The organism is Cupriavidus sp. 10L43_2 (assembly GCF_056395265.1).
This window is the reverse complement of record NZ_JBFTJE010000020.1, coordinates 76,655-92,043: the sequence shown is the minus strand read 5'-3', so window position 1 is coordinate 92,043 and position 15,389 is coordinate 76,655. Positions and strand designations below refer to the sequence as shown.

Sequence of the window (15,389 nt, the reverse complement as noted above, 5' to 3'; positions counted from 1 at the left end):
CGCACGGCGAGCATTGCAATCGCCGGCCGCTGGAGAGGTCACCATGCAATGTTCGGTCGGAATCTTCAACGACGTGCCGATGGCGGTCCTGTTCGTGACCGTCGGCCTCGGCTATGCGGTAGGCAAGCTCAAGATCGGGCCGATCGGGCTCGGCGGGGTGTGCGGCACGCTGATCGTGGCGCTGTTGATCGGGCAGACCGGCTGCCAGCTCCACGGGGAGCTGAAGGAGGTGGCCTTCGCGCTGTTCATCTTCGCGATGGGCTATTCCGGCGGCCCGCAGTTCTTCGCCAACCTGAACCGCTCCAGCCTGCGGTTCATGGTGCTGCCCCTGATCGAGGCGATTGCCGTCATCTCCATCGTACTCACCGCCACGCGGATGATGGGCCTGGACCCCGGCACGGCGGCGGGGCTGGCGGCTGGCGCTGCCACCGAATCGGCTGTGGTCGGCACGGCGGCCGAAGCGCTCAAGCACCTTGGCCTGGGCGCGGCGGAAACCACGCGGATGGAATCGAACATCGCCACCGCGTACACGCTGACCTATCTGGTCGGCCTCGTCAGCATTGTCTTCTTCACCAGTCAGGTCGCGCCGATGCTGTTGCGGCTCAACCTGAAGACGGCGTCCCGCGAGCTCGCCACCCGGCTGGAGGCCGCCTCGGATGACGACGTGGCCACGCAACCGGCGCTCCCGCGTCTGGTAGGCCGCGCCTATCGCGCCGAAGGGGCCGCCGGGCTGACCGTCGGCCAGCTTGAACGCCAGATTGGCGGGCGCACCCTCGTCGCGGGCCTGTTTCGCGGCAATGAGGCCGTCACGGCGGATCCCGACCAGAAGATCGAGGCGGGCGACATCGTCGCCCTGATCGGTGTGCGCGAGCGGCTGGTCAATGCGGGCGAACGGGTCGGCGTGGAGGTGTTGCCGCCGGCGGCCCACCACGATGTGCTCCAGCTCGACGAACGCCAGGTGATCGTCAACAAGCCCGGTCTGAACGGCCGCACGCTGGGCGATCTCGCCCGGGCGGCCACGCAGCGGCATATCCGCTTCGTCTGGGTGCAGCAGATCATGCGCTCCGGCATGAGCCTGCCGATTACGCCGGCGACGCAGTTGCTGCACGGCGACCGCCTGACGCTGGTCGGCACCGACCCGGCGCTGAGCGCGGCCGCGCAGGAGCTGGGCACGGCCGTGCGCCACGTGGACACCACCGATCTCGTCTTCCTCTGCGTGGGGATCCTGCTGGGTCTGCTGGTGGGCATGCTGTCCGTGACCGTGTACGGGATTCCGATCTCGCTCGGCAGCGGCGGCGGGGCGCTGCTGAGCGGGCTGGTGTTCGGCTGGATCAACTTCAAGCGGCCCGGGCTGGGGGACATGCCGCCGGCTGGCGTCCAGTTGCTGAAGGACCTCGGCTTGGCGATATTTGTCGCCAGCGTGGGATTGTCGGCGGGGCCGGATGCCATCACGCTGGTGCGCGAGCATGGCGCGATGCTGCCGCTGGTCGGCCTCGCCGTGTCGCTCGTGCCGGCTTGCCTGTCGCTATGGATCGGCCACGTGTTCCTGAAGATCGAGGGCCCGTTGCTGATTGGCGCCATCGCCGGGCAGCACGTGAGCACGCCGGCGATCAGCGCCATCCTGGCCGCCAGCCAGAGTTCGGTGCCGCTGCTCGGCTATACGGTGACCTATGCCATCGCCAATGTGATGCTTCCCGTACTCGGGCCGATCATCGTGGCGCTGGCCTACCGGCTGGGGTAACCGCCGCCCTCCCAGATTTTCTCTCTCCCTCCGCTGCGCACTCTGCCGCAGCAAGCCGCGCTCCACATACTGTACGTTTGTACAGTATAGTAGCGCCACACCAGACCCCGCCGGGGCCTGCGAAGCCATCGTAATTCGCCAAGCCGATCGGAGTACGATGGTGGGCTCCGGCGGTGCGTCCGCCCCCTGCATTGCGCTTAACCCATTGATTTGCGAGGCAAAATTGTCCGACCATGGCCTGATCCGCATCCGCGGCGCCCGTCAGCACAATCTCAAGAATATCGACCTTGACCTGCACACGGGCCAGATGACCGTGGTAACGGGCCCCTCGGGCTCGGGCAAGTCCAGCCTGGTCTTCGATACGCTCTACGCGGAAGGCCAGCGCCGCTACGTGGAGACCTTCAGCGCCTACGCGCGCCAGTTCCTGGACCGCATGGACCGTCCGCAGGTGGACAAGGTGGACGGCGTGCCGCCGGCCATCGCCATCGACCAGACCAACCCGGTGCGCAGCTCCCGGTCCACCGTCGGCACGATGACCGAGCTGAACGACCACCTGAAGCTGCTCTACGCGCGCGCGGCCGAACTATTCGACCGCCAGACGGCGCTGCCGGTGCGTCATGACTCCCCCGAGACCATCTACGCCGAACTGGCCGCCCGCACCGCGCCCGGCCAGCCCTTTGCCGACGCCCGGCTGGTGGTGACCTTCCCCGTGGAACTGCCGGCCTCGGCCACCGAGGAAGAAGTGGCGCAATGGCTGTCCGTCAGCGGCTACACGCGCGTGCACGGCCAGCGCGTGGTCGAGTCCGCCACCGGCAGCCGCAAGGTGCTGGACGTGGTGGCAGACCGCTTCCGCATCGCCAATGTGGACAAGGCCCGCGCCGTGGAGGCCATCGAAGCCTCCCTCAAGCGCGGCGGCGGTCGCGTGAGCGTGCAGGTGGTGACCGACGCCGGCGACGGCCCGGTCTGGCGCTTCTCCACCGGCCTGCACAGCCCGGAAAGCGATATCCGCTACGCGGACCCGCAGCCGGCGCTGTTCTCGTTCAATTCCGCCTATGGCGCCTGCGAGACCTGCCGGGGCTTCGGCCGGGTCATCGGCGTGGACCTGGGCCTGGTGATTCCCGACAGCCGCAAATCGCTGCGCGACGGGGCGATCAAGCCGATGCAGACGCCGGCCTGGAAGGAATGCCAGGACGACCTGATGCGCTACGCCGCCCGCGCCGGCATTCCGCGCGACCTGCCGTGGAACCAGCTCAGCGAGGCCGAGCAGCACTGGGTCATCCACGGCTCGCCGGACTGGAACGGCCAGTGGAACAAGCAGTGGTACGGCGTGATGCGGTTCTTCAGCTACCTGGAATCGAAGGCCTACAAGATGCACATCCGCGTGCTCTTGTCGAAGTACCGCAGCTACACGCCCTGCGAAACCTGCGGCGGCGCGCGCCTCAAGACCGAATCGCTGCTCTGGCGCCTGGGCGACAAGGCCAATGCAGACGCCGTGCTCCAGCCGGATCACCGCTTCCTGCCGCGCGGCGTGGACTGGGATCGCACCCAGCTGGAGGCGCTGCCGGGCCTGACCGTGCACGACCTGATGCTGATGCCGATTGCCCGCATCCGCCGCTTCTTCGACGATCTGACGCTGCCGAGCGCCTTGCTCGACGACGCCCTCAAGCTGCTGCTGGCCGAGGTGCGCACGCGCCTGAAATACCTGTGCGACGTGGGCCTGGGCTACCTGACACTGGACCGCCAGAGCCGCACGCTGTCTGGCGGGGAGGTCCAGCGGATCAACCTGACCACGGCGCTGGGCACCTCGCTGGTCAACACGCTGTTCGTGCTCGATGAGCCGAGCATCGGCCTGCATCCGCGCGACCTGAACCGGATCGTCGAGGCGATGCATCGGCTGCGCGACGCCGGCAACACGTTGGTGGTGGTGGAGCACGACCCCTCGGTCATGCTGGCCGCCGACCGGCTGATCGACATGGGCCCCGGCCCTGGCGAGCGCGGCGGTGACATCGTCTTCGACGGCACCCCGGCGGCCATCCGCCATGAACGTACGCTGACCGGCGATTACCTCGGCGGGCGGCGCCTTGTGACGGATGCGTCGCACTGGCAGGCGCGCAAGGTCGATGCGGACACGCCGCGCCTCCGGCTGGAAGGCGCCACCGAGCACAACCTGCGCGATGTCAGCGTCGAGATTCCGCTGAACCGGCTGGTCTGCGTGACTGGCGTGTCCGGCTCGGGCAAGTCCACGCTGCTGCAGGACGTGCTGTACCCGGCCATGGCGCGCCATTTCGGCAAGGCCACCGAGTCCCCCGGCGCGTTCCGCGACCTGATCGGCGCCGAGCAGGTGGATGACGTGGTCTTCGTGGACCAGTCACCCATCGGCAAGACCGCGCGCTCCAACCCGGCCAGCTACGTGGGCGCGTTCGACGAGATCCGCAAGCTGTTCGCCCGCGCGCCGCTGGCGCTCCAGCGCGGCTACACGGCCGGCACGTTCAGCTTCAATTCGGGCGACGGGCGCTGCCCGACCTGCGGCGGCTCGGGCTTCGAGCACGTGGAGATGCAGTTCCTGAGCGACGTTTACCTGCGCTGCCCCGATTGCGACGGCACGCGCTATCGCGCCGAGGTGCTAGAGGTGAAGATCGCCCGCGCGGTGCGCGGCCAGCCGTCGCGCCAGCTGAGCGTGGCCGATGTGCTGGAGCTGACCGTCAGCGAGGCCACGGCGCTGTTCGCCGACGATGCCGCCGTCCTGCGCGTGTTGGCGCCGATTGCCGACGTCGGCCTGGAATACGTGAAGCTGGGCCAGCCCGTGCCGACGCTGTCCGGCGGGGAGGCCCAGCGCCTCAAGCTGGCCGGCTTCCTGGCCGAGACCGCGCAGACCCAGCCGGTGAAGAACCGCAAGGCGGTGATCCTGCCCCGGCGGCTGTTCATGTTCGACGAACCCACCACCGGCCTGCATTTCGACGACATCGCCAAGCTGATGCGCGCGTTCGGCAAGCTGCTGGACGGCGGCCATTCGCTGATCGTGATCGAACACAACCTGGACGTGATTCGCGCGGCGGACTGGCTGATCGACCTGGGCCCGGAAGGCGGCGACGCCGGCGGCGAGGTGCTGTGCGTGGGCACGCCCGAGGACGTCAAGGGCTGCGAACACTCGCATACCGGCCATGCGCTGATCCAGTATGACCAGGCCATGGGCGAGGCCGGCACGCTGGCCGCCGAGCGCGCCGAGATGGCCGGGCACGGCCTGCCGCTGCAAGCCGCGCTGCAGGCCAAGCGCGCGCGCCGGGCCATCGAGGGCGAGGGAGTGGTGCGCATCGTCAACGCGCACGAGCACAACCTGAAATCGCTGAATGTCGATATCCCGCACGGGAAGTTCAACGTGATTACGGGCGTCTCGGGCTCGGGCAAATCCACGCTGGCCTTCGACATCCTGTTCCACGAGGGCCAGCGCCGCTATCTGGAATCGCTGAATGCCTATGCGCGTTCGATCGTGCAGCCGGCCGGGCGGCCGGAGGTGGACGCGGTGTATGGCATTCCGCCGACCGTGGCCATCGAGCAGCGGCTGTCGCGCGGTGGCCGCAAGAGCACGGTGGCGACGACCTCCGAGGTCTGGCACTTCCTGCGCCTGCTGTACGTGAAGCTGGGCATCCAGCACTGCGTGCATGACGGCGCGCCGGTGACGTCGCAGAGCGCGGCGTCCATTGTGGCGCAACTGCTGCGCGACCATCGCGGCCAGCATGTGGGCCTGCTGGCGCCGCTGGTGGTGAACCGCAAGGGCGTCTATACGGATCTGGCCAAGTGGGCCAAGGCGCGCGGCAACACCCACCTGCGCGTGGACGGCGAATTCCTGCCGGTGGACCCGTGGCCGCGCCTGGACCGCTTCCGCGAGCACACCATCGAACTGCCGGTGGGTGACATCGTGATTTCGGCGGATAACGAGGCGGCGCTGCGCGCGCTGCTGGACCAGACGCTGGAGGTGGGCAAGGGCGTGATGCACCTGCTGGCGCCGCTGGATGGGCTGCACGACGCCATCCATGATGGCAACGGCACCCGCCACGTCGGCGAAACCAAGGTGTTTTCGACGAAGCGCGCCTGTCCGGTCTGTGGCACGAGCTACCCGGAACTCGATCCGCGCATGTTCTCGTACAACAGCAAGCATGGCTGGTGCACCACCTGCGTGGGCACGGGGCTGGCGCTGACCCGCGAGCAGCGCGCGGCATACGACGACACGGTGCTTGGCGCCGACGACAACCGCGGGCGCGAGYAAAGCCTGCCGTCCGAGGAGCAGGAGCCGGAAGGCGTGGGCGATACGCCTTGCGCCGATTGCAGCGGCACGCGCCTGAACCCGGTGGCGCGCGCGGTGACCTTCGAGGCCAGCGCGATTACCGATGTCGCCCAATGGACCGTGTCCGATACGCGGCGCTGGGTGGACGGCCTGCGGCTCAAGGGCCGCGATGCCGAGATCGCGCGCGACGTGGTGTCGGAAATCGCCAGCCGGCTGCAGTTCCTGGAGGAAGTGGGGCTCGGCTACCTGAGCCTGGACCGGGCCGCGCCGAGCCTCTCGGGCGGCGAGGCGCAGCGCATCCGCCTGGCGGCACAGCTCGGCAGCAACCTGCAGGGCGTGTGCTACGTGCTGGACGAGCCGACCATCGGCCTGCATCCGCGCGACAACCAGATCCTGCTGGACGCCCTGCGCAAGCTTGGCGACAAGGGCAACACGCTGGTGGTGGTGGAGCATGACGAGGACACCATCCGCCGTGCCGACCACATCATCGATATTGGCCCCGGCGCCGGCAAGCGCGGCGGGCATCTCGTGGCGCAGGGCGGGGTGGCGGCGCTGGCCGCCGCACCGGACTCCACCACGGGCCAGTTCCTGGCGCGGCCGATCATCCATCCGCTTCAGCCGCGCCGCGCGGTGCGGCCGGCGCGCGCGGGCCGGGAAGCCGAGCCGGCGCAATGGCTGACCGTGGAGGGTGCGCATCTACATAACCTGCGCCATGTCACGGCGCGGATTCCGCTGGCGCGTCTGGTGGCGATTACCGGCGTGTCCGGCTCGGGCAAGTCCACGCTCGCGCGGGACGTGCTGATGACCAACCTGCTGGACGCCGTGGGGCGCTCGGTAATGTCGTCGCCGGCCACGCGCCGGGCCCGGGCTGCCGCCGAGAAGGCCGGCAAGCCTACGGCCACGCGCGCGCTGAATGTGGCGCATGCCTGGCATGGCTGCACGTCGATCAGCGGTTGGGAGTCCATCGATCGCGTGCTGGAGGTCGACCAGACCCCCATCGGCAAGACGCCGCGCTCGTGCCCGGCCACCTATATCGGTGTCTGGGACGCGATCCGGAAGATGTTTGCGGAGACGCTGGAGGCCAAGGCGCGCGGCTACAGCGCCTCGCGCTTCTCGTTCAATACCGGCGACGGGCGCTGCCCGGCCTGCGAGGGCCAGGGCGTGCGCACCATCGGCATGAGCTTCCTGCCCGATGTGAAGGTGCTGTGCGACGTCTGCCATGGCCAGCGCTTCAACCCGGAGACGCTGGCGGTGACCTGGCGCGGCAAGAACATCGGCGATGTACTGACCATGGAGATCGACGAGGCGGTGGAGTTCTTCGGCGCCATCACGCAGATCGCCCATCCGCTGCAACTGATGAAGGATGTCGGCCTCGGCTACCTGACGCTGGGGCAGCCATCGCCCACGCTGTCTGGCGGGGAGGCGCAGCGGATCAAGCTGGTGACGGAGCTGTCGAAGGTGCGTGACGACATCACGCGCCGGGGCCAGAAGGCGCCGCACACGCTGTATGTGCTCGATGAACCGACCGTGGGCCTGCATATGGCCGATGTGGCGCGGCTGATTCGCGTGCTGCACCGGCTGACCGATGGCGGGCACAGCGTGGTGGTGATCGAGCATGACCTCGACGTGATTGCCGAAGCGGACTGGATCATCGATCTCGGCCCGGAGGGTGGGGCGGCCGGCGGCACCATCGTCGGCGCGGCGGACCCGGAGACGCTGTCGCGAAACGCGGCGAGCCATACCGGCGCGGCGCTGGTGCCGGTGCTGGCGCGCGAACCCCACGAAGGCGCCGAGCAGGAAAAGCGGGGGATCGCAGTGGAATGAGGGTGGAATAAGCGTGAATGTGATGAAAAAGACCTGATCCAGGTTGCTCCCACTGCATTCCTGGCATAGAGTCGTTCCGATATCCCCGTCATCCGACGGTCCGTAGCCGATACCGGAACCGACCCGATGCCCCGTTTTTCATCACGCTTTCTTTCTCGTTTCTCTGATGTGCCGTTGGCCAGCCTCGGGCTGGCCACAGTCGCCTTGCTGGCGGCGTGCACCACGCCGCCCCCGGCCCCGCCGCAGCGCATGCCTGCGTCACCCTCCACCACGATTACACCGGCGCCGGGCGTCACCTATGGCGGCTCCGGTGGCCTGAGCCGTTCGCAGATGGAAGCCGCCGGCAACGCCTGCGAAAAGGCCGTCACCAACGCGGTCAAGCAGCGCTATCCGCAGCCCGGCAGTGTGATGATGATGCCGGACCGTGAACGAATCTATCAGCAGACCAGCACGCAAACCGGCGTCAACGGCGAGGGCACCTTCGAGCCCGATGCCTCGGACTCGGCCATGGCCTTCCGCTACACCTGCCTGTTCAACACGCGCACCAGCCGCGTGGACGACGTGCAGATGCGGTACTGAATCGTTGACTTATCCAGCATTTCGCTGATATCGCGCTGCTAACGGTGGGAAACCTCTTCCCATCGGCCGCGATCTCCCGGCAACTTCCCTCTGATCTATTAAGCGGACGCTGAAGCGGCTTCAGCAGGCCCGCGCGTTTTCCCGTATTGTCTCGATCTGGCGACATGGACGGCCCCCCGTCCGGCGCCTTCGCCCCGATCGCCCCTACTGGTAATCCGACCGTGCAGACCCCCGCCAGCCAGCCGTCCTCCGCGCCGCCCAGCCCGGCCACGCAGCCCCCGCTCGACAACGCCATGACGCCCCGCGAGAAGCGCGGCATGGCGGCGATCATGATCGCGGTGGCGCTGGCCACGCTCGACACGGCCATCGCCAATACCGCGCTGCCGGCCATCGCGGCGGACCTGCGTAGCACCCCGCAGGCCTCGGTCTGGATCATCAACGCCTACCAACTGGCGATGGTGGCCACGCTGCTGCCGTTCGCCGCGCTGAGCGGCATCGTCGGTCACCGGCGCATGTATCTGAGCGGGGTGATCGTCTTCGTCATCTCGTCGGTGATCTGCGCCATGGCGTGGTCGCTGCCGTCGCTGGCTGCCGCGCGGGCGCTGCAGGGCATCGGCGCCGCCGCCATCATGAGCGTGAACACGGCACTGATTTCCGCGATTTTTCCGATGCACCGGCTTGGGCGCGGGCTGGGGCTGAACGCGTTGATCGTCGGGGTGTCTTTCGCGGTCGGGCCGACCGTGGCGTCCGTCATCCTCTCCTTCGGCACCTGGCCGTGGCTGTTCGCCGTGAACCTGCCGATCGGGCTGCTGGCGCTGTCCATCGGCTGGCGCTCGCTGCCGGAGAGCAAGCGCAGCACGCATGGCTTCGACCCCGTGGCGGCCATCCTCAACGTCATTACCTTCGCGGCGCTGATCTTCGCGCTCGGCGAGGGCGTGCAGCGCGAGCCGGTGGAATACGTGGTGGCAGCCGCCGTGGTGTTCCTCATCGCCTTCGTGCTGCTGCTGCGCCGCGAACGCGGTCATCCGGCCCCGATGCTGCCGGTGGACCTGTTCCGTCGGCCGATGTTCGCGCTGTCCACGCTGACCGCCGTCTGCTCGTTCGCCGCGCAGGGGCTGGCCTTCGTGTCGCTGCCGTTCTATTTCGAGCATGTGCTGGGGCGCAATCCGGTGGAAACCGGCTTCCTCCTGACGCCGTGGTCCGCCGTGGTCGCGCTGATGGCGCCGCTGGCGGGGCGCCTGTCTGACCGCTATCCGCCCGGCCTGCTCGGCGGGGTGGGGCTGGCCGTCATGGCGGTCGGCATGGCGTCGCTGGCGATGATGCCGGCGGATGCCAGCGCGCTGAACATCGGCATCCGCATGGCGATCTGCGGGGCTGGCTTCGGTTTCTTCCAGTCGCCCAACCTCAAGGCACTGATGGGCAGCGCGCCGCGCGAGCGCTCGGGCGGTGCCAGCGGGGTGATTGCCACGGCGCGCCTGATCGGTCAGGCCACGGGCGCTGCGCTGGTGGCGCTGTCGTTCAGCATTGCCGGCGAGCATGGGCCGACCCTGGCGCTGTCGCTCGGCGCCGGTTTTGCCGGGCTGGCGGCCATCGCCAGCGGCCTGCGGCTGGTGACGCCGCAAAGTGCGGACAGCGCGGACAGCGCCGCGATGCGGGCCGCCGGCAAATAATCAGGAAATAAGCGGCGCCGCTTTGTGCGCGCACAGCTTGTAGAAACTGCATGCCGTAGGTGGATGATTCGCCACACCGGGCGCCTGCCGCGCTCGGTATGAAACTTGCCGCTTCTTCCGTATCGGGGCCGCGTCTCGCGCCCCAGCCCATGGAGGAACGCAATGAAGCGATCAGACGACTATGGCCGACGCCGGTGGCCGGACCAGCGTTACGGCGGCTCGGAGCAAGGCTACGGTCACGTACCGGGCGATGATCGGAACTGGCGGGAACGCGACCTGTCGGGCGGCCGGTACGGCAACACGCGCGACCGCAATCCCTATGACGCCAGCGACAACGGCTGGAACGCGCCCGACGACAATGTGCGCGACGATGGCGCCTGGCGGCGCGGCCGTACGGCATGGGGCACGGAATCGGGCCGGCAGGGCAACCAGGCACGTGGCGGCCCGGTCTACTATCCAGCCCGCTCCACCTACGACGAGAACCGCGACGAGAGCACGCCGCACAACCGCGGCTACGTGACCGCCTACAGCAGCGGCTATGAGGATGGCTATCAGGCCGCCTCGCGCTCGCCCGGCACCACGCCCGCCCGGCGCGCCGACCCCAATCCCCCTTACGAGCCCTACCAGCCCCAGCCCCAGCCCCAGCCCCAGCGCGGCTACGAGGCCGAGGCCGGCCGCAACTACCGCCAGCGCTCACGCGGTGACCAGTCGTTCGGGCAGGAGCGGTCGCCCTATGGCTATTCGCGCCGGGTGGGACCGAAGAACTACACCCGTACCGACGAGCGCATCCGTGAGGAACTGTGCGAGCGGCTGGCCCATCAGTCGGGCCTCGACGTGAGCGAGGTGGACGTCACGGTCATGGGCAGCATCGTCACCCTGACCGGCTCGGTGGACAATCGGCGCATCAAGTACGAGGTGGAAGACATTGCCGATGACACCTTCGGCGTGACGGATGTGATCAACAAGCTCCACATCCGCCCGTATGGCGTGCTGGCCTCGGAATAATCGAACTAGTGTCGAACTAGTGTCGAACTAGTCCGATTTGCCCCCCTCGCGAAAGACAATGCCCCGGTTCGCCGGGGCATTTTTCATGGGATGGCCCGGAGACGGGCACCCTAGAGATCGCTGCCGTTCGGCGGATTTTCCATGCGCTTGTCGGTCTGGTCGGCCCGGTCGACCGGGGTGTCGGACGGCAGGGACTCGGCGGCGCGCTGCACTTCGTCGGAGATCTCGTCCTCGGGGTTGTCTTCCTCGGCCACGTGGAGGTCGCGCTCGGCCTGGCCCAGCTCCCGTTCCAGGTCGCTGGCATCGGTGTCCAGGTTGGGATCGAGCGTGCTGGGGATGCTCTCGGGGTCGCTGGCGCCGGTCTGGTCCCCTTGTCGGGAGGGCGTGTCATGCGGATGGCGGGACGTCTTGCTCATGATGGGGCTCCTGATGATCGATTCATGGTCGGTTCACATGTCCTTCGACAAGAAGGGCGGCAAGTTGCATGCCAGTCGGCACATGCCGCTCGGCGGGGCGGCCGGCATGCGCAACGGCTGGGGCGATGGTTTAGGGTTTTCACCAAGACCCGCCGCCGCCTATAGTTCGAGGCAGGGGACCGCGACACACATTCGCCACGCAGACCGCCCGCCAGAGGCTGGAATGCCAATTGCTGAGGGATGGTGGGCTGCGTGACCTACGCGGTGCAGGGCACCGCCAGGCGTCAGCCAGGGAGATCACGATGAACTTGTCCGGCATCCTGGTGACGATGAGCCTGGCCTCGTCGGTAGCCGTCTCCTCCACGCCCGTGGAAAAACAACTGCTCTCCATCAGTCCACGCGACTTCGCCCACCAGTTCAACGCCGTGGCGACGGGCGCCGGGTCTCGCCTCGCGCTGCCCGATTTCCGCGCCAAACCCGGCTGGCATCGCGCCAAGACCAGCGAGGGCATTTCCGTGCTCGTGCGCGCGGCCCACACCGGGTACGCCATCGACGAGGTGGTGGTGGTCTGCCGCGCCGTGGAACAGTGCCTGATGACGATCTGCACGGCCGCGCTTGCCATCGACGCCACCGTGGACCCGGCGCTGCTCCAGCGCTTCATTGCCGCGCGCATCGCCGCGCAGTTGGGCGAGGTGGCCCTGGTCATGTCGGGTCTGGTGTACCTGGTGGTGTCGCCCAAGGACGACGACTATGTGGCGCTGGTGATCCGGCCGTACCAGCCGCAGCAGGAACTGACCGCGCCGCGCCAGGCGGGGCTGCTGCGCGCCGGCTATCCGCAAGGTTAGGGCGCTGCCCTCCTAGTGCAGCGGCGGACTCATCCGCCGCGACGTCATGCCTGCGGCCCGCGCGGGAGAGAACTCGGCTACGCGATGCTCGAGCAGCCGCTGCAATTCCGTGGCGCCCCGGTAGTAATGGGCGAGCAGCAACCGCAGGTCCGGATCGTCGATCGGCTCGCGCAGCAGTGCGCCATAGGCGCTGGCCGCGCGGCCGGCCTGTTGTGCCGCGTGGCGCAGCAGCAGCAACTCGCCGGCGTCCGGCGAGGGCGTGCCGGGGCTGCCCGGCGTATCGCGCCGCGGTGGGGGCACGGCAGAGCCGTGCGATGTACCGTGTCCGTCGCCCAGACTGGCGCCGGCCCGGACGGCCAGTTCGGCTGCCGCACAGCGCTGCATGTTCGCCCGATGCGCCAGCACGGCGCGCATCTGCGGGTCAGACGCCGCAGCGGCCACGGCGGACAACGACTCTGCGCACGACTGGGCATGGCGGCTCAGTCGGGCGAGTGTAGTAGTCAATGCATCCATCTACGTCTCCGTCATGTCCTTGCAGTTGTCTTGTCATGTCTCACTGTAGGAGACGGTAGCCGTTCCGGGACCAAAGCCCTATCCATATCGCCCTAAAATTTCGTGCAGATCTGAGTTGAATGCACGCAAAACGCCGCCCGCCTGCAAACGCAGGGGGCGGCGCGGGTGATGACCGGTCGGCGGGCTTGGCGCGAACTTAGCGCTTGGTGCCCGGCGCCGGGTCCGGCGAGTCACCCTTCGGGCCGGACGGTGCGTCGGCGGTCGGCACCGCGGGGGCGCCTTGCTCGCGCGGCTTCTTCGAACGTGCCGTGGAGTCCTTCTTGGTGGTCGAGCTGTCCTTGTGCATGGTCGAGCCGCTGCTCATCGTGCCGCTGCTGCCGGGTTGGGTGGCAGAAGGCAAGGTGCCGCGCTGCGTGCTGGGGCCTTCAGGGGCCGGCGGCGCGCTCGGGTTCGGCACGTTCGGCGAGACGGGGGCCTGGCCGCCCCCCTGGGCCATGGCAGGCATCGCGATCAGCGCGCTGAGGGCGAGGGCGGTTGCGGTAAGCGTGCGTTTCATGTCGGTTTCTCCAAGATTGTGTCCTCACGGTAGTTCCACGATATTCGGGACGGCCGTCTGCCACTTGGGGGCGATGCCTGAAACGCATGTAGGACATCGACTACTTTGCCGCCGGTGCTGGGTTTTGCACGTTTTATATCGGCATGTAAAAGGGGCAAGGTCGGAGATGGGTACGAGGACGTCCGGCGTGCGCCGTGGGGCGCACCGGCCGTGCTGTGGCGCGCGGTATGGAATTTGCGTCCCGGTTGAGAAGCACGAGAGAAGCACGGCGGCGTGGCGTGGCAAGAGAGGGCGCCGCGATCGACGATCAACCGGAGATCCACATGAACCAGGGCAACTACAGGGGTGGCGGGTCCGACGACCGCACCTCAAGCGGCTACGGCAGTGACCGCGACGACGATCGCAACACCGACGACCAACGTGGCAGCACCCAGCGCGCCGGTTGGCAGAATCAGGGCGGCAGCCACTGGCAGCGCCAGCAACAGGCCGACAGCGGCAACTGGCTGTCCCATCAGCAGCAAGGGAATCAGCAACAAGGCGGCGGCTCCGATTGGCAAGGACGCCCCAGCCAGCAGCAGGGCGGCGGCAGCGACTGGCAGGGCAGCGGCCAACAGGGCGGCAACCAGCAGGGCCGCAACCAGAGCACCTCGCAGGAATCCTCCGTGCGGACGGGAAGCGGCTACGGCGGCTATCAGGGTCAATCGGAGCGCTACGGCAGCGAGCAGAACGAGCGTAGCCGGGGCGAACGCGAACGCTATGGCGAGGACCCCTCGTCGCTGTACGGCCAGCGCAGCGGCTACGGCGGCGATCCGCGCCGCATGGAAGCGCACCGCTACGGCGGCAACCGCGCCGGCGAGGGCTGGAACCCCGGCGCCGCGCGGGATCAGGGCGGCCCCGCCGGCTATGGCGAAGGCCGCTACGGCGAGTATGGCGAAGGCCAGCAGCGCGGATCTGGATCGCGCGAGCGCTTTGTCGGCTCGGGCGAGCGTGAGCGCTGGGGCGACTGGCATCAGGAAGGCCGTGCCGGCCGTGGCAGCGAATGGTCGAGCCAGCAAGGCAGCCAGGGTGACGAATGGGGCCAGGGCCGCAGCCAGGGCGGCGCGCGCGGCGGCTGGGAAAGCCAGCAGCGGAGCCGCAGCATGCAGCAGCAGAACCCGCGCATGCAGGAGCGCAATCGCCCGATGAGCGGTCAGTGGCCCGACGCGTCACGCAGCGGCGGCGCGCCGTGGGATGAGCCGGGGCATTCGCCGGATATGCGGACCCACTATCCCGGCGCCTATGGCGTGTCCGACTACGAGCCATCCGCCGGGCAGCAGGGCACCCGTAACTGGGGCGGCCAGTCCGCCGGATCACGCGGCTATGGCGGCGCCAGCCGCTCGGCCGGGTTCGACCGGGCCGGCTACGACCGCGACGACCGGGCCTACGAGCAGTTCACAGGTGCCAACGAGCGTAGCTCGCTCAATCGCGGCTATGGCGGCGCGGGCGGCTCGGCGGCGGCGCGTGCCCAGCGCGTGGCGCCCAAGGGCTACCAGCGGTCGGATGAACGTATCCGCGAAGACCTCTGCGAACGCCTGACCCACAGCGGCCGCCTCAACGTCCGCGACGTGGAGGTGACGGTATCTGGCGGCGTGATCACGCTGAGCGGCTCGGTGATGGACCGGCAGCAGAAGTACCGCATCGAGGATATTGCCGACGATGTGTTCGGCGTGAAGGACGTGCAGAACCAGTTGCGGGTGCAGCGCGAAGCGGGAGGCCAATCGGGCAGTCAATCGGGCATGCAATCGGGCAGCCGTCTCGGCGGTTTGAGTAGCTCGGGCAGCTCGGGCAGTGCGAGCACCACCCCCGGTTCCTCGTCCAGCGGCTACACCAGCGCACTGGAGGCCGGCCGGACCGGCAAGGCGCCCACGGGCACAGATCCGCAGTCCGGTTCGACCCCACCCGGCAAATCGTCCACCTGA

General features: G+C 68.4%; 10 protein-coding genes. 7 read left to right on the top strand and 3 right to left on the bottom strand.

Going from position 1 to position 15,389, the window contains the following annotated elements; translation table 11 throughout:
- The first annotated feature begins 43 nt into the window (after window positions 1–43).
- The 5 genes from aspT (at window position 44) to AC1DEL_RS23520 (ending at window position 11,101) form a co-directional block, all read left to right on the top strand.
- Entirely contained in the window at window positions 44–1,741 is a 1,698-nt protein-coding gene (gene aspT, locus AC1DEL_RS23540) for an aspartate-alanine antiporter (protein ID WP_092300623.1), read from the top strand.
- A 223-nt stretch (window positions 1,742–1,964) separates the two neighbouring features.
- Window positions 1,965–7,847: an excinuclease ABC subunit UvrA gene (gene uvrA, locus AC1DEL_RS23535; RefSeq protein ID WP_477159192.1), complete on the top strand. Its 5,883-nt coding sequence runs from the start codon at window positions 1,965–1,967 to the stop codon at window positions 7,845–7,847.
- Window positions 7,848–7,973: 126 nt separating this feature from the next.
- On the top strand, window positions 7,974–8,426 hold the full coding sequence (locus tag AC1DEL_RS23530; protein WP_255370974.1) for a short-chain fatty acid transporter: 453 nt from the start codon (window positions 7,974–7,976) through the stop codon (window positions 8,424–8,426).
- A 293-nt stretch (window positions 8,427–8,719) separates the two neighbouring features.
- On the top strand, window positions 8,720–10,096 hold the full coding sequence (locus AC1DEL_RS23525) for an MFS transporter (RefSeq protein ID WP_092300759.1): 1,377 nt from the start codon (window positions 8,720–8,722) through the stop codon (window positions 10,094–10,096).
- A 162-nt stretch (window positions 10,097–10,258) separates the two neighbouring features.
- The gene (locus tag AC1DEL_RS23520; RefSeq protein WP_477106031.1) at window positions 10,259–11,101 is read left to right on the top strand and encodes a BON domain-containing protein; all 843 of its coding nucleotides are present in this window, start codon (window positions 10,259–10,261) and stop codon (window positions 11,099–11,101) included.
- A gap of 110 nt (window positions 11,102–11,211) precedes the next feature.
- Here the strand turns inward: AC1DEL_RS23520 and AC1DEL_RS23515 are convergent, their stop codons facing one another.
- Window positions 11,212–11,517: a hypothetical protein gene (locus AC1DEL_RS23515; RefSeq protein WP_477125905.1), complete on the bottom strand. Its 306-nt coding sequence runs from the start codon at window positions 11,515–11,517 to the stop codon at window positions 11,212–11,214.
- Window positions 11,518–11,819: 302 nt separating this feature from the next.
- On the opposite strand from AC1DEL_RS23515, the gene AC1DEL_RS23510 reads away from it, so the two are divergent.
- The gene (locus AC1DEL_RS23510) at window positions 11,820–12,362 is read left to right on the top strand and encodes a malto-oligosyltrehalose synthase (RefSeq protein WP_477125906.1); all 543 of its coding nucleotides are present in this window, start codon (window positions 11,820–11,822) and stop codon (window positions 12,360–12,362) included.
- 12 nt (window positions 12,363–12,374) lie between these two features.
- Here the strand turns inward: AC1DEL_RS23510 and AC1DEL_RS23505 are convergent, their stop codons facing one another.
- Window positions 12,375–12,875, bottom strand: a complete 501-nt coding sequence (locus tag AC1DEL_RS23505) for a hypothetical protein (protein WP_092300604.1) — start codon at window positions 12,873–12,875, stop codon at window positions 12,375–12,377.
- Between the two features lie 196 nt (window positions 12,876–13,071).
- Window positions 13,072–13,431 carry a hypothetical protein gene (locus AC1DEL_RS23500; RefSeq protein ID WP_441592989.1) on the bottom strand — a complete coding sequence of 120 codons (360 nt, stop codon included), beginning with the start codon at window positions 13,429–13,431 and terminating at the stop codon, window positions 13,072–13,074.
- Between the two features lie 323 nt (window positions 13,432–13,754).
- On the opposite strand from AC1DEL_RS23500, the gene AC1DEL_RS23495 reads away from it, so the two are divergent.
- Window positions 13,755–15,389, top strand: a complete 1,635-nt coding sequence (locus tag AC1DEL_RS23495; protein WP_477125907.1) for a BON domain-containing protein — start codon at window positions 13,755–13,757, stop codon at window positions 15,387–15,389.

Bases quoted from the DNA above. Each gene is read 5' to 3' on its own strand.
- AC1DEL_RS23495 (WP_477125907.1), top strand. From the start codon at position 13,755: ATGAACCAGGGCAACTACAGGGGTGGCGGGTCCGACGACCGCACCTCA.
- AC1DEL_RS23525 (WP_092300759.1), top strand. From the start codon at position 8,720: ATGACGCCCCGCGAGAAGCGCGGCATGGCGGCGATCATGATCGCGGTG.
- AC1DEL_RS23500 (WP_441592989.1), bottom strand. From the start codon at position 13,431: ATGAAACGCACGCTTACCGCAACCGCCCTCGCCCTCAGCGCGCTGATC.
- AC1DEL_RS23505 (WP_092300604.1), bottom strand. From the start codon at position 12,875: ATGGATGCATTGACTACTACACTCGCCCGACTGAGCCGCCATGCCCAG.
- aspT (WP_092300623.1), top strand. From the start codon at position 44: ATGCAATGTTCGGTCGGAATCTTCAACGACGTGCCGATGGCGGTCCTG.
- AC1DEL_RS23520 (WP_477106031.1), top strand. From the start codon at position 10,259: ATGAAGCGATCAGACGACTATGGCCGACGCCGGTGGCCGGACCAGCGT.
- AC1DEL_RS23510 (WP_477125906.1), top strand. From the start codon at position 11,820: ATGAACTTGTCCGGCATCCTGGTGACGATGAGCCTGGCCTCGTCGGTA.
- AC1DEL_RS23515 (WP_477125905.1), bottom strand. From the start codon at position 11,517: ATGAGCAAGACGTCCCGCCATCCGCATGACACGCCCTCCCGACAAGGG.
- AC1DEL_RS23530 (WP_255370974.1), top strand. From the start codon at position 7,974: ATGCCCCGTTTTTCATCACGCTTTCTTTCTCGTTTCTCTGATGTGCCG.